Below are 15,231 nucleotides of genomic sequence, written 5' to 3'. Positions count from 1 at the left end.
AACTGTTATAAACCAAGTTTAACACCCAGGTAAACCGTTTTGTATTGAGGTAAACTTGCATAGTCGGCACCATACATAATCTGGTTTACGGCACTGCCTACTTCGGGCCCGTAGCCTTTGTACTTTGTAAAAGTGTACAGGTTTTGGCCTGTTACCTGTATCCTTACACTCTTAAATACACTACCGAGCTTTTTACTTTTAAGCGGCATATTGTATCCAAATGTTACCGACTTGAAACGTACGTATGATCCATCCTCTATCCAGCGGCTCGAAAAACGGTTGTTACCTTCAGGGTCGCCGTACTGCAAACGTGGCATGGTAGCGATATCGCCATCCTGGCGCCAGCGGTTAAGTATGGTGGTTGATTGGTTATCATAGTTAGACATTGACTCTAACGCGGCGCGCTGTGCATTGTAAACCTGATTGCCGTAAGCAAAATCCATAAACACCGTCAAATCGAACATTTTGTAAGAAAAAGTATTATGGAAACCTCCGAAAAATTTAGGGTTGGTGTTACCTATTATTTTACGGTCGTTAGTGTCTATTATACCGTTCTTATCTACATCTTCAAAAATAATATCGCCACCTTTAAACGGCGCGGCGTTAGTTGCACCATTTTTCACATTAACATCCGCTGTTTTGCTATAAACACCCAATGTATTGTATCCATAAAATGCACCTATAGGGCTACCTACCTGTAAAACAGAACTAAAGCCGCCCGGGTAATTAACAACAGGATTTATCCTATCGGGTAAGGATACTATTGTATTGTTGTTAAAGGTGATGTTAAAGCCGGAGTTCCATGCAAAATCACCTTTTTTAGCTTTAATGGCTAAACCAAGCTCAAGGCCGCGGTTCCTTATTGAGCCCTCGCTAACTGAATACGATTTGAAGCCACTGATGCCCGGAAGATTAATAGAATTTAACAGGTTATTGGTAACACGGCTATAGTAGTTAGCCGTAAGCTCAACCGTTGATTTAAACAAACCTATATCAATGCCACCATCAAATTGCTTTGTTTCTTCCCAGGTAAAATTGGCATTACCCAAAAAACCCAGTTTAACTGCCGAATAGCCTTGATATTCTGCAGCTACAAAAGAGTTATAGCCATTATAATAGCCAACATCATCATTGCCTGTTATACCGTAGCTTGCCCTGAGCGACAGATCGGACAATACAGGGTTCAGGTTAAAGAAATTCTCTTTTGATACACGCCATGAACCGGCTACCGATGGAAAATAACCCCATTGATGCCCTTGCGCAAAACGGCTTGAGCCATCGGCACGGATATTAGCCCCTATGGTGTATTTAGATTTGTAGCTGTATTGCACACCTGTGAAAAACGAAACAAGTTTCCAGGTGGGTTGAGATGAGCTTATCGAATCGATAAAATTGGGGTCGTTTGTATTGATAAGGAATTGATCGGCTGTTGAGTTTATCGCTTTGATGTATTTAGAATCAAGCGAAGTTGATTGAAACGAGTTACCTAAATATGCAGATACTACATGATCGCCTGATTTTGATTTGTTCTCGTAGTTTAACGTGTTCTCATTCAATACCATCAATTCGGTACTGTTTGCCTGTGCCGAATATCTGTTAACATAAGTAATTGGTGCAAAGCCTGCCGATGGCACAAAGCGTATCTCGTTCAACCTGTCAAAATCAGCAGCTATACCAATACGCAGGTTTAAATTAGGCGAAAATGTGTATTGACCTGTAATTCTGCCAAATATGCGGTTAGTGTTGTTTTCGTTACGCATTTTGTTGATCACGGCATAGGGGTTGTTGCGGCCTGCATAGTCGGAACTGTCCGGATCGCGCAATACGTTTCCAAAATTATCCTGCTGTAAAGAGGTAAGCGTAGGGCTTTTTAAAGTAGCCAAAAGCAGAGGGTTTGAGGCCTTTACATTTCCTTCGTCTTTCAGTGTTTTATCGGTACGGATAAAAGCCAGGCTATTAATAAATGTTAGCTTACGGCCAACTTTATAATCAAGGTTAAACCTCACGCTAAACCGATCGAAGTTGGTAGTAGCTATAACACCTTTTTGATTAGTGTACCCTGCAATGAGCGAGTATTTTGCCACAGCATCGCCGCCACGTAATACCATATGCAGATCATTAAGGTTGCCGTTTTGAAGCACCTGTTGCTGCCAGTCGGTATTGTTATTATACCTCCAAAGCTGATTTGCCGGCGTAGAGAGCAATAAATAACGCCCCATACCGGTTTTAATCTGGGCGGCTGTTTGGCCCCTTGAGGTTTCCTCATCAACAATGTATGAACGGTACTGATCTGCGTTAAACACAGGTAAAGTTTTAGGTGCCCATGAAAGCCCCGAGTTAAGAGTAATATCAAGCAGGGTTTTACCGCTGGTGCCACCGTAAGTGTTAATTATAACCACACCATTGCCGCCACGCACACCATACGGCGCCGTTGAATAAGCATCTTTTAAAATACTTATCGAAGCAATATCATGCGGGTTGATATCGGCCAGCGGATCGTTATCAGCATTGAGCGCTAACGGGGACGGGTTACGTATTGCCCTTACCGGGATACCATCAATAACATACAATGGTGTTGTACCCGAATTGATAGTTGATACTCCCCTGATATTTACCAAAGCACCGGCACCCGGCGCACCCGATGTATTTACCACATGCACACCTGGAGCCTGGCCTTGCAACAAGGCACCGATTGATTGCGAAGTAAGTTCTTTATACCGGCTATCTGCAATGGTAGTAACCGTGCCTATTGAGGGTTGTTGTTTAACACCCAGGTACCCAACATCGGGGTTTTGAACCTCCTGGTTATCTCTTTGAGATATTAAAGCCTTTAGTGAATCTATTTTGGATAATTTGGGCGCGGTTTTGTTTTGCGCAAAAGCAGGGCAAAACAGTACTAACCCTAATGCCACCAAACCCAAAAAACGAATTGTTTGGAGTTGAATTTTTATCATTTTTTTAGTTTAAAAAGTCAATATTTTTAAGAAACGGGGCATTAGTTTTGTCCGTACCCGGCAAAAAATATGTTACCCCGTTTCTGTTCATTCAATCATGCTACTTATACACCGGCGTCAATACAAAACAATCCAGGTCAAGGCCACCCACTACAGTACAAACAAGTTTTAACTTGATATCACCGCTTTGCTTAAATGTGTAGTTGCCAACAAAAACCTTTTGTTCCCAGGTAGTGCCAAGGCCATAGTTAAGTGGTGTTCCGATCAGATCGTTACCGCACATTAACTGGTATGTACCACGGCCGCCGCCTTTGTAATTCGCTTCGATGCGGTAAGTACCCCTTCTAATGTTTTTAACTATTGATGTCAATGAGTCGTTTGTGGCATGCGGACTATAAAACAAGCAATTGATAGTTCCGCGTGTGGTTCCTGTTCCGCTTTCAGCATATATACGCCAGTTACCGCTTGTGGTAGTTGGCGGTGGGGCGCCTGCTGCAAAACCGGTAACACCGTATGCAAAGCTGCTCGCTAAACTGAAATAGTGATAAATCTGAGTCCGTTTAGTAGTTTGATTATCAATAGTAGTATCAAATACCATGTGCTTATCCACATTATGAATGATGCCATTGCGCATCAATATATCGCTTGCTGATAAACCAATAGTGGAGTTATTGATCAGTTTTAAATCAGCAAGGTTGAAATAGATCCAATTCTGGTTATCAAGCGTCAAAATCGTATTATCATACCGCTCAATTAATTTTATACCGGCTATAGGGGCTGTGTATGGCGTATAACTTGAGCTAAAATTAGCCCCCTTGATAATATGGTATAACATAAAGCTCTTCAGCTCAGGTAATGGCATATTAGCAAATGTTGTTATCCCTGCCGCTTTCAAAACATCGTTGGTTTCTGCAAACAGCGTTAATGCAACACGGGTATTATTTTTGTCGTTTAACAGGGTAAGCGTATCTAACAGCCCGGCACGTTGCAGGCCGGCTGTTAATACACTGTAGGTATTGGGGTTTTGTGATAGGAACTGGCCAATGGTAAGGGTAGGCGGGTCAATTACGGCATCCATTTTATGCACCAGCCCGTTTGAAAAAACAATATCGGTTTGGTAAACATGTGCTATACCGTTAGCTATGGCATTATACTTATAGCCTTTAGATATATCGAGCGTTAAAAAATCGCCTGCGCCTGATGCTGTAGCCTGCGGGCCTTGTATAAAGTTAGCCGCGTACAAACGTGTGGGCATAATAAGATAGGTTAAAACCGTTTTTAATTGCGCCGCGGTAAAATCTGTTAGGCTGGTTTTACCCTTGTTTTTAAAATATTGTTTCCAGCCGGCGTTATCAGGTGCGAAAAACGTGAACGGCCCGTAAGTGTTAAGGGTGGGCGCCATATTTGCAATTTGCAACGCCTGAACGGTTAACGACAAAGAAGTGTCTTGCGAGATCTGATCAAACATATACACCTGCCTGTCTTTTACCATATAAGAAAGGCTGTTATCCCTGCAGGCAGACAGTGAAACTGCCATCAGGGCAATAATAGAGAGCCGCGTGAATACACGTGTTACCCCCCAATTTTTAATGTCGAATATTTTCATAACTATTATATTGATATCTAATCAAAAGTTTCAGGCTATAAATAGTAAGGGTTTTGTACCAATAAGGGGTTTTTATTAAGCTCTGTACTTAATATTGGCAAATACCAGCTCCTCGGGTCAATTATTCTTGATCTGATGAGCGCCCGCTCGGCAACTGTACGCGATAAGGCTACAGCATTAATGAGCAGGTCGGGGTTGTTATCATTTGTGGCTTCGCGCACAAGGTCAAACCATCTTTTCCCCTCCATGGCCAACTCTAATCCGCGCTCTTTTAAAACATAGCTTTGCAATAAAGCAGTGGATGCAGAGCCATCAACTCCAACATAGTTTGCTATGCCGGCCCTGGTACGGATGGCATTGATAATATCTATCGCTTCCTGTTTTTGCGTTACGCCTAAATGTGTAAGCGCTTCGGCACGTAAAAGCATTACATCTGCCAAACGGTAAATAATAAAGTCAGGGTCATCTGTTGGCCTGCCAATATTTGTGGTACCATTAACACTTAAGCCCGTGTATTTCCAAAAAACGTTCGATCCGGCATTAACGTAAGTATAGTTTAAACCACGTGTTTTATCCTGTTCTATAGTATAAGAACTTACCAGCCCCGGATTAACAATAAAATTACCCGATACACCGCGAAGACCGTTAGTTTCGGATATCTTATAATCATACTGAACTTCAAAAATGCTTTCGGAAGTATTTTTTTGCGCGAAAAGGCTAAACCAGTTACTTCCCGGTACCAACGTATATAAACTGTTGTTCAGCAATTTTTGTGATGCATCAACAGCTTGCTGATACTTGGCCCGCCACAGGTACACATCGGTTTGCAAAGCATTAATAGCTCCTTTGGTTGCGGTACCCCTGGTTGCCTGGTCTGTTGAATACTGTGCAGGTACTACACCTTCTGCAAAGCTCAGGTCTGTTTCAATTTGGTCTAAAATCACATCAGCTGACGATTTTGGTAACCTGAAGTTTACATCATCATTGCTTGATGCGCTTAATATCAGCGGCACTTCTTTAAAGGTACGCACCAGGTAAAAATAACCCAGCGCCCTTAAAAAACGTGCCTGACCAACAATCGCATCGCTTTTTGCCTGTGTAAAGTTCTGATCAGCACCAACAATGCCCGGCACCGATTCGATAACAATATTTGCACGGCCGATCATTTTATAAACTGCCGACCAATCAGAAGCGGAGCTGATATTGGTTGTATTATCAGATGAAAATGCTTCGTAATACGGATAATTTGTTGTGCTCTGGATGGTAGGGCTTATCAAATCGCCACGGTACTCGCCCCAGCTTAAAAATTGTGTAACACAGCCTTGCAAGGCATCATAAACACCTATCATAGCGGCATTAGCATCGGCTTCGTTTTTAAAAAACTCCTGCCGGGTTAATGAGTCCGATGGTTTTTGGTCGAGGTATTTACCACAGCCAAAACTTAGTACAGCTATCAGCATTACCGCCAAACCCAAACCACGTTTTTTTATATTTATAAAATTCATCTCTTATCAATTTTGTTTATAAAACGTTCTGCGTATTAAAATTTAAGGTTAAAGCCAAATGTGTAACCCTTAGTTTGTGGCGTTAAACCCTGATCTACCCCAATAAACGCGGGGTTACTTCCCAATGAAATTTCCGGATCAGCACCTGTGTATTTTGTCCAGGTGTACAGGTTGTTTGCTGTAAAAAACATATCCAGGCCTGATATGTTAATGCGCCTTAAAAATGCAGCAGGTACTTTGTAACTCAATGTCACAAACTTTATCCGCGCGTAAGAACCATCCTCTATCCATCTTGTAGAAGGCAGAACATTGCGTGTATCAGTAGCCAGGGCACGGGGGATATCGGTAACATCGCCCTGTGTGCGCCAGCGCCTGCGTACAGATAAAGCCTGGTTGTTTGAATTGGTCATGCTTTCGAGCTGTAAGCGGATACCATCGATAATATCATTACCATATTGGTATTGAATGAAGAACCGGAAGCTCCAGTTTTTATAAGTAAAGGTGTTATTGTATCCACCAAAAAACTTTGGATTCGCATCGCCTATACGTACTTTATCCTGATCGTTTATAATACCATCATGGTTAAAGTCTTCAAATATCGCGTCGCCACCTTTATACACGTTCCCGGTTTCGCTTCCTATATGCAATGAACGTGGGGTTATCCCATCCAGTTCATATATGATGTTACCATTCTTATCGTGCACAATAGCATCAGCATCACGCGCGTAAACACCTTTAAAAACCAGGCCATAATATGTTCCCAAAGCATCGCCCTCTTTTATTTGCGAGGTAAAGCCTCCATAACTATCAGATGTTGTAACGGTACCGCCCGGTAACGATAGCACTTTATTGATGTTGGTTGCGATGTTGAATGAAGTGTTCCAGCTGAAGTTTTTAAGCGCTACAGGCGTACCGGTAAGGTTTAACTCGATACCACGGTTACGTATGTTACCCAGGTTAGTTAATATTGAGCTTGTTAAACCGCTGGTTGTTGGTAAAGCCAGGTTATACAACAGATCTTTAGTGATACGGTTATACACTTCGAGGGTAATACCAATCCTGTCTTTAAAGAATGACGCGTCTAAACCAAGGTTTGTTGATTCGCTGGTTTCCCATTTCAGGTGATTTAATTGTGGGTTGTTTTGGCTAACGCCGCTTAAACCCATATAGTTGGTACCTTGTGCAAACTGGCTGATGTAAGCGTAGTTGGGGATACCGCTGTTGCCTAACTGGCCCCATGATGCCCTTAGTTTCAGATCGGATACCAGCTTACTATCCTTCAGGGCTTTTTTGTTGGAGAGCCTCCAGTAGCCACCAACAGAAGGGAAGTAACCATACTTGTTAGATCCCCCGAATTTAGACGAGCCGTCTCTTCTCATGGTAAAGTTGAAACCATAGGTATCGGCATAAACCATATCAGCTCTTACAAACTGCGAGAGGATGGTTTCGGTGGCAGAGTTTGAACCAATGCTGTTATAACCACCGCCATTACCCAGCGTTTTCATGCTGCCATCGGCAGTGGCATAGGCCTGAGCCGTTAATTGGTTTGATTTGAAGGTGTTGAATGTGTTGCCAAACAAAAAGTTTGAAACCAGCTTTTTACCAAAGGTTTTGGTATAACTTAACAGGTTATCAAATATCATTTGTGTACGCTCAAAATCGCGTGTGTCAACCCGGTTAAACTGGTTACTGTTCCAGATAACGCCGGTTGCTATAGCAGGCTGAAAGTAACTGGCATTATCGCCTACAAAATCAAGCGAAGCGTTGTTGGTAAATTTAAGCCCTTTGGCAATCTGCAATTCGGCCCTGATATTTGGTTTAAGATTGGTACTGTATGAAGCATTATCAACCGAGTTGGCAAATGCTATCGGGTTATCCTGTGAACCGTTAACACCACCTAACGACATATAGTTAGGCAACGAGCTGCCATCAACATAACTTACATCATATATTGGCATTGCCGGTGAGCGCACCAGGGCGTTGTAATAAAGTGTACCGCCGCCATTATTTGCGTAGCTATTGGTTTTACTGCGCGAATAAGCAATATTAGCGGTAAAACGTAACCTGTCCGACACTTTATAGTCGAGGTTAAATCGGCCCGTAAAGCGTTTAAAGCCTGTGTTTATCATCGAACCCAATGCATCGCTGTATGATGTACTGAAATTGTAACGGGCGCTTTCGCCGCCACCGCTTAATGACATGTTGTAGTTTTGTGTAAAGCCCAGGCGGCTTAACGCGGCTAACCAATTGGTATTTGATTGATACAGCCAAAAGTTTTGATAGGTAGGGTCATCAACCAAAGGCAATAATGTTGTGGTTGATGGGTTAATATTATTATTATTTTGCTCCGCCTCCAAACGCATAACCTTATAATCGGTAGCGTTAAGTACGGGGATAGGCCGCGGGCTTTGCTGTAAAGAAAACTGCGAGTTAACAATAATGCTGGTTACGCCGGGTTTACCTCGTTTTGTTGTGATGAGCACTACACCGTTTGCCGCCCTGGCACCATAAATGGCAGCGGCACTGGCGTCTTTTAAAATATCTATTTTTTGGATATCGTTGGGGTTCAAATCCGCTATCGGGTTTGAACGCGCGTAGTTTGCTGCAGCGTTGCTGTTATCAAACGGTGTAGAAATGATTGGGATACCATCAATAACATACAAAGGATCATTCCCGGCTGAAATAGAACCCTGGCCACGGATAACGATGCTTGTACCACCGCCCGGATCGCCCGAGTTTGATACAACCTGTACGCCCGGCGCCTGGCCCTGTATCATCTGATCGATAGTTGTAACCGGTTGGCCGGCCAACATATCAGCAGTAACAGAAGCTACCGCGCCTATCTTATCGCGCGGAGATTGATCGCCAAACCCTGTGGAAATACGCTCGGTTACTTTTGATCTTACTACAAGTTCGTCCAGATCTCTCGACTGTGCTTCTTTCAGCAATACATCAATAGTAGTTTTATCATCAATAGTAATAGTTTGAGATTGGTAACCGATAAATGAGAACCTGACCTTATTACTTTTACTGGATATTTTAAGTACATACCGGCCCTTATCGTCAGTAGAGGTTGCGGCTACCTGCCTGTCGTTCTGGTTTACTTCAACAACAGTAACACCGGGTAACGGCGATTTATCTTTCGAATCAATAACAGAGCCTTTAATTACTGCAACTGTTGGGGTTTGCGCCATGGCATTAAAACCCATGCTGCAAACTATCACAATTGGAATTATATAAAGGATGTATTTTTTTAATTTATATTTTAACATCGCTAATGAGTTTTTTAATTCAGTTTTATAAGATGTGCCTGGCTGATTATTGTGGTATCAACAGCTGGTCTATCTTGTACACATAACCTATATTGCTTGGGCCTATACCAACCGCCGGCAATGTAATGTTGGCCACATTGCCTGTCGGGCTGGTTACCTTTTTACCTGTACTATCAAAGGTCAGCTGTTCGGTAGAACTCAGATCTGTGCCCAATACTGCATTTGGCAGTGCCGTTGAGGCTAAGTTGGAGTTTATCATGTGCACCTTGATCAGATTGGTTAATGTAGCCGTGGTAAGCGGGGCTCCGTTAAGGGTCATGGCGGTTAAGTCTAAACCGGCACTTGCTAAAGCAGCGTTGGTTGGCGCAAACAGCGTTCCGGCCCGTGAACTTACACCATAGGTTGACAATAAGCCTGCTTTTTGAACAGCTAACCAAAAGGTTGAAAGTTCGGGATCGCTCAAAGCCTGTCCAATGCCGCTCTTCAACAAATCGGAGGTAGGGAATGTGGTATTGATGATATGAATAACCCCGTTGCTGGCAATAATATCCGGCCTTACAAATGCCCCGGCCGTGAGCGCGGGTATTGTTGCTCCGTTAACAGTGCTTAAAACTGTTGGCCGTTTAATGAGTGTGTTTGACGAAACACTCTGTAAACCTATGAAATACGATTCGAGTACAGCTTTTGCATAGATAGGTGATAGGGCTGCGATCTTATCTGTAACAGTACTTCCTATTTTGGCTAATGTCGGGGCAATTATAGGATCTAAAACCGCATTGGTAGGCATTAAAATGGTAGTGAAAACCGGGTCGCCTCCCTGATCACTGGCTAAAGTATTGGTTTGATACTCAATTGCCGTATATACGGTAGACAGATAAGGATATGCCGTGTAAAAAACAGAATCGAGCAAGCCATCGTGATTTTTATCATAACTGTTAAACCTGTCATAAGTACGTGCCGAGCAAACCTTCATTAACCGGTAAAATGTACTGGTGTTAAGCTGCGGGTCGGTAAGTAATTTTTGCTCAAGGTTGGCATTGGGTATCAACACCTGGCCAATGCCATGTATTACCCCATTATCTGCACCTATATCCCTTAAACTTTTTATAACAGGTACGCCGTTAACACTCAGCGTATCAAGTGCTGCAACCGACACATTTACAAATTTTTTACTCCGGGTAAGGAACAAGCTTTGTTGAAAGCCCTGGAACCGAACTTTAAAATCGTAATAATACCACATATTGTTAACTATGTGATAGCTCAACACAGAGAACAAGGTATCAATAGGCACATCGTTAATTGTGCTGTAATTTTTAGCTTTCAGGTAAACGTTAAAAGCACTATCGGTAGGTGCAAAAACAGTATATAAGCCTCCGGAAGATATAAAGGGATCAATACTGGCTCGTTTTAACCCGGCTGTAAAAATTGAAAATTTGGGGTTGCCTTGCAGTTTGCTGTATAAATACCCGCCTTTGGTATTCGAATTATTGCTGTAATAATCGTCAAAACTGCTTTTGCAACTGCTTATAAGCAAACAACCGGCCGCCATCATTAATATAAGGAGCCAGATTTTGTTTGAAGTGGAATGCTTTGGTATAATTTTAATCATGCTTAAATAACTAGAGAAAGTCTGTATTAGGTAAATCATGCCATCCGGGCTACAGAATGCTGATCGAATTTCAGACAGCGTATTGTACTTATTCAGCTACAAGGCCATCAAAATTTCAACCGATTGCGGAAAAATAAAAGATCACAAATCCGCAGCCGACCGGGTTAAGTACTATCCATTTTCATAATGTATAGGTTTAGGTTCAATAAATTGGTTACTCTGGTTTATACCAGGTTATATTTGGTTGTTGTAAAAGTAAAGTAGTACAGGTATGGCCTATGTAACAATTGTATAATATAGTAGCAAGAATGTTCAATTTAATTAAACACCTTATAATCAATTAATTATACTTCATATTTCTTTAAAAAAGATCATTTTTTGTAGTAATTAGATATATTGGAAAGATGATTTAGACTATTAATATGAAGCTAAATGCTAAAAACAAACCATGGTTATTCTGCCTGCAGTGATTTACACTTATCATATCAAAACTTTTGATTAATTCGATCAACCATTATTTGAAAAGAGAAAGATCCACAGCTTCGCCAAACATTTTATAGCCCAATTCATTGGGATGAAGATAATCTCCTGTTTGTGCTTCGGCCAGTAAAGTGGCTATATCATTGGGGTCGCGTATGGTTTTATCCAGGTCAATAACTGCATCAAAATTTCCATTCGCCCGTATCCAATCATTAATAGTAGTGCGGGCGGCATCACGATAAGTACGGTAATACCCCGATTTTTTGAACGGAGTAATGGTAACGCCATAAACCTTAATACCCTGGGCATGTGCATCGCCAATCATTTTTTGGTAAGCGGCAATAAGCGAATTTGCAACCTGGAAAGCCGCGATACTATCCCGCGTGCCACCAAGATCATTAACGCCTTCAAATATAATTAGCCAGTGCACACCGCTTTGTTTCAATACATCGTGTTCAAAACGGTTTAACCCGGTTGGCCCAAGCCCGCCTTTAAGCACAGCGTTACCGCCAATACCCATATTAAGCACCCCAACTTGTTTGGTGCTGCTTTTTAAAAGGCATTGCGCCAATATATCCGGCCACCTGTTTTGTTTATTTGTTCCTGAACCTCTGCCATCTGTAATTGAATCACCAAAAACAACAACAGCCGCAGCCGTTTTTTTAGCTTCCACATCAATTCCCGTTATCATATACCAATGGTCGGTTTTTACAGCATCAGCAAAATTATCACCAGGCAAAGTATGATCTCCTGCAAGCAGGTACGATGTAGTACGCGATCCCGGATGGCCTGTAACTGTTGGTGATGTTTCGCCAAAGAAAATAGTGATGGCTACCTCCTGCCTTGGTTTCAGATCAAATGCTACGGGGTCTGAAATCAGTTCGCTGCCTGCATCCATAATAACCTCTTGCTTACCGTTAAATTTTAAAGTTTTTGTAGTGGCTGCATCAATTACACTCCCACCCATTGAAGCAGCAATCTGGACTGATTTAATGGTTACCGGGCTTTTACTGAACTCGTTCGAAAACTTTAGCCGCAGGTTTTTGCCGCCAACAGATACACATACCACCTGGCGCAGTGTATTATTGCTCAGACCCGGCGCGGGCGGCATATTACCCGGTTCAACAAGTTGCCGGGCTGTACCCCATGTACCTACCCAGTTTTTTTTAGGTGGAGATGTTTTTTTTTCAGCAGGTGGCCTTGAAAAGCCAAAAAATGTAAGCATACACAACAGCAAGCCTAAAATCACTACCCGCGCAAATGAGTGCCTGGGTTTTATCGATATTAAAAGAGTGTTTACTCTATGATGCATAATGTTATTATTAAAGTCCTTATAAATTATTATAAAAACTAATTCGAGTTATTGTTCCGTTTTAATTTTGTATCCCAACAAGGTCAACATTTGTTCGCCATACCTTTTTCCTAACATGCGGTAGCCTTCGGCGGTAAAATGCAATTTATCTGCTCCTGCCGGGCACCCCGCTGATGGAATAACATACGAATTAGGAATAACTCCGGGTAACGTTGCGATGATCTTATTCATAGAGGCGCATATACCACTTTGATCGGCATTTACTACTTCGCCCGCCAGTAAAGGCACCTTTTTTGATTTCAGGTTGAGGTCTTTCAACAGATTACCATATATGCCCTTAACTTTTTGTGTCCAAAGGGTATCGTTCGTGTTTGATTCGCCCTGGTGTAAAAGCACGCCTTTTATCACGCCATATTTTTGGGCAAGCTTTGCCATCTCCATTAAATGCTCATAGGGGTCGCCGTCATATTCTTTTATCATGCCCACCATCCATGGCGGCGCGGTTGGTATGTAGGTTTTATTTTTGCCTTTCTCAAACAATTCAATTTTACAACCCGCTACCGAAACATTGATAACACCTATTTTTATTTTTTCGGGTAAATTGGCAACTAATGTCCTGCCGAAATAATCAGCCGGGGTTAGCCCCGTATTACAGCGGCACAGTGGCGGCACAGCAGGATACCAATTACCTTTTTTTCGGCCCAGGGCAGGGCAGTCAACCGTTTCAAAAACCTGGAAACGGCTATCAACGGTAGTATCCTGCGGTTGAATTTTGGCGTTCCCTTCCATGTTCGACTGACCAAAACACAGAAATATATAAAAGTTTTTATCCTGCGCAAAAGCCGTTACGCTGTAAAAAAACAGGCAAATTATTACTAACATTTGTAATCTTATCTTCTTCATTTTATTTAGTTATTGTGTAAACCATTCCTATTCCATCCTGAACCAATCAAAATCAACATATCCGCCGGTTTGTTTGGTAGCATAGTTAAACAGGCAGAATTTGTTACCGGTAAATATTTTCAGGTTAAACTTCATTGTCAAATCGTTGCCAATAGTAGTGAACGATTGATTATCGAAGCTGTATTCAAAGTTTGCTTTTTTAGTAGCGTTGGATGCTATGGTACGGAGATACACCGTTGGTTTATTGATAGCTACCGAATCGATAGTTTTACCGTTATTTACCATCACAATATATTTATTGTTATTGTGCTGCCTTACGGCGATATAAGCATAAGGGTCCTGAAAAACCGCTATCCCTGCATTATCGCCATCTTTCATATGGTCTACATCCAGTTTGGTTACACCTATTGTAGGAGTGGTCTGCGTGTATTTTGCAAATGGCCTTTGGGTGAGTGTATTGCGGGCCAAAGTTAAATCGGGCGCAAGCCTGCCTGTAGTAAGCCTTAAATAACCCGGCCTTTGCGAAAGTGACCAGTTTGCCGGATCGGGATTATGGTTCCAGCCCCACTGCATGCCAGGTATCTTATTGTCAAACTCATCGGATGTTGGGAATGTTTTTATAGGATATGTTTTACCCACATCAGGCTTTTTGTAGGTGATAACGCCCTTGCCATTAACGCCTACCATTGGCCAGCCATCAACCCAGGTAACGGGTTGTAATGAGGGGAAACGGCCAAATGGGCCACTATCAACAAAAAGCATGGTCCACCACTGGCCGGTATTGGTTTGTATTAAAGCGCCCTGGTGCACGCCGAATGTTACACCGGGGGTGGTATCGCTTATTACTATCTTTTGCTCATACGGACCATAAATATTTTTCGACCGCAAGGCTACCTGTATGCCATTGCCGCCACCATAAGTGCTGTACAAATAATAATAGCCATTAATTTTATAAACGTGGGTGCCTTCGAGCCCGCCACGTATATTGCCGGTAAATACCAATGAGTCTTTTGTTTTAGGCGCTAAATTTTCATCAACCTCTGTTATCGAAATTTTGCCATAGCCCTGCGCTACGTAAATGCGGCCATCATCATCAAAAAACAAACCCGGGTCGTAAAATCCTTTGGGTAATTTTTTCACTTCCCACGGGCCTTCGGCTTTTGATGCTGTACACATAAAGCCACCTTCGTTAAGGGTAATAAATAAGAGGTAAAACTTACCGTTATGGTACTTGATACTGGTAGCCCACTGGCCATGCCCGTAGCGGTTGCAATCTTCCAGATCATAACACTTACCAAAATCAAACCTTGGTACCGCGTTGCTGCAATATTCCCAGTTTACCAAGTCGTGCGATTTGATAATAGGTACTCCCGGAAAAATAAACATGGTAGTTGACACCATATAATAGGTATCGCCTACCTTAACCACATCCGGGTCTGGAAAATCGGCCGGGATTACCGGGTTGGTATATGTACCATTTCCGTTATCGCTATGTAGGCTTTGCGCGAAAAGCTTTGATATCATCAATATCAGGATAAAGAATATAGACACCTTTATGATTATGGATGTTAATGTTTTCATTTTAGCTTT

8 protein-coding genes are annotated in these 15,231 nt (G+C 42.3%); all 8 read right to left on the bottom strand.

The genetic code is table 11. The annotated features are described in order from the left end of the window. Nucleotides 1–5 precede the first annotated feature (5 nt). The 8 genes from KXQ82_RS02250 to KXQ82_RS02215 all read right to left on the bottom strand — a co-directional run bounded on the left by KXQ82_RS02250 (nucleotide 6) and on the right by KXQ82_RS02215 (nucleotide 15,222). Nucleotides 6–2,954: a SusC/RagA family TonB-linked outer membrane protein gene (locus KXQ82_RS02250; protein WP_219486396.1), complete on the bottom strand. Its 2,949-nt coding sequence runs from the start codon at nucleotides 2,952–2,954 to the stop codon at nucleotides 6–8. Between the two features lie 100 nt (nucleotides 2,955–3,054). Beyond that, nucleotides 3,055–4,491 (bottom strand): fasciclin domain-containing protein, encoded by a 1,437-nt coding sequence (locus KXQ82_RS02245; protein ID WP_219486395.1) that lies wholly within the window; start codon nucleotides 4,489–4,491, stop codon nucleotides 3,055–3,057. A 104-nt stretch (nucleotides 4,492–4,595) separates the two neighbouring features. Beyond that, a complete protein-coding gene (locus KXQ82_RS02240) occupies nucleotides 4,596–6,065 on the bottom strand; it encodes a RagB/SusD family nutrient uptake outer membrane protein (RefSeq protein ID WP_219486394.1) in 1,470 nt (489 codons plus the stop codon). Nucleotides 6,066–6,100: 35 nt separating this feature from the next. Then, nucleotides 6,101–9,274, bottom strand: a complete 3,174-nt coding sequence (locus KXQ82_RS02235) for a SusC/RagA family TonB-linked outer membrane protein (protein ID WP_219486393.1) — start codon at nucleotides 9,272–9,274, stop codon at nucleotides 6,101–6,103. Between the two features lie 109 nt (nucleotides 9,275–9,383). Then, nucleotides 9,384–10,889 (bottom strand): fasciclin domain-containing protein, encoded by a 1,506-nt coding sequence (locus tag KXQ82_RS02230; RefSeq protein ID WP_219486392.1) that lies wholly within the window; start codon nucleotides 10,887–10,889, stop codon nucleotides 9,384–9,386. A 571-nt stretch (nucleotides 10,890–11,460) separates the two neighbouring features. Continuing rightward, a complete protein-coding gene (locus KXQ82_RS02225; protein WP_219486390.1) occupies nucleotides 11,461–12,651 on the bottom strand; it encodes an SGNH/GDSL hydrolase family protein in 1,191 nt (396 codons plus the stop codon). 135 nt (nucleotides 12,652–12,786) lie between these two features. Beyond that, the gene (locus KXQ82_RS02220) at nucleotides 12,787–13,641 is read right to left on the bottom strand and encodes a sialate O-acetylesterase (RefSeq protein WP_219486389.1); all 855 of its coding nucleotides are present in this window, start codon (nucleotides 13,639–13,641) and stop codon (nucleotides 12,787–12,789) included. 27 nt (nucleotides 13,642–13,668) lie between these two features. Further along, complete coding sequence (locus tag KXQ82_RS02215; protein WP_219486387.1) at nucleotides 13,669–15,222, bottom strand: glycoside hydrolase family 43 protein; 1,554 nt, start codon at nucleotides 15,220–15,222, stop codon at nucleotides 13,669–13,671. Between the last annotated feature and the right edge of the window lie 9 nt (nucleotides 15,223–15,231).

Source organism: Mucilaginibacter rivuli, from assembly GCF_019391655.1.
Classification (GTDB): domain Bacteria; phylum Bacteroidota; class Bacteroidia; order Sphingobacteriales; family Sphingobacteriaceae; genus Mucilaginibacter; species Mucilaginibacter rivuli.
The sequence above is the reverse complement of the archived record's forward strand: the minus strand, read 5'-3'. Positions and strand labels throughout refer to the sequence as shown.

What these genes read in the sequence shown, in the direction of transcription:
- KXQ82_RS02215 (WP_219486387.1), bottom strand. Translation starts at nt 15,222, where the DNA reads ATGAAAACATTAACATCCATAATCATAAAGGTGTCTATATTCTTTATC.
- KXQ82_RS02220 (WP_219486389.1), bottom strand. Translation starts at nt 13,641, where the DNA reads ATGAAGAAGATAAGATTACAAATGTTAGTAATAATTTGCCTGTTTTTT.
- KXQ82_RS02225 (WP_219486390.1), bottom strand. Translation starts at nt 12,651, where the DNA reads ATGCTTACATTTTTTGGCTTTTCAAGGCCACCTGCTGAAAAAAAAACA.
- KXQ82_RS02240 (WP_219486394.1), bottom strand. Translation starts at nt 6,065, where the DNA reads ATGAATTTTATAAATATAAAAAAACGTGGTTTGGGTTTGGCGGTAATG.
- KXQ82_RS02230 (WP_219486392.1), bottom strand. Translation starts at nt 10,889, where the DNA reads ATGATGGCGGCCGGTTGTTTGCTTATAAGCAGTTGCAAAAGCAGTTTT.
- KXQ82_RS02245 (WP_219486395.1), bottom strand. Translation starts at nt 4,491, where the DNA reads ATGGCAGTTTCACTGTCTGCCTGCAGGGATAACAGCCTTTCTTATATG.
- KXQ82_RS02235 (WP_219486393.1), bottom strand. Translation starts at nt 9,274, where the DNA reads ATGGGTTTTAATGCCATGGCGCAAACCCCAACAGTTGCAGTAATTAAA.
- KXQ82_RS02250 (WP_219486396.1), bottom strand. Translation starts at nt 2,954, where the DNA reads ATGATAAAAATTCAACTCCAAACAATTCGTTTTTTGGGTTTGGTGGCA.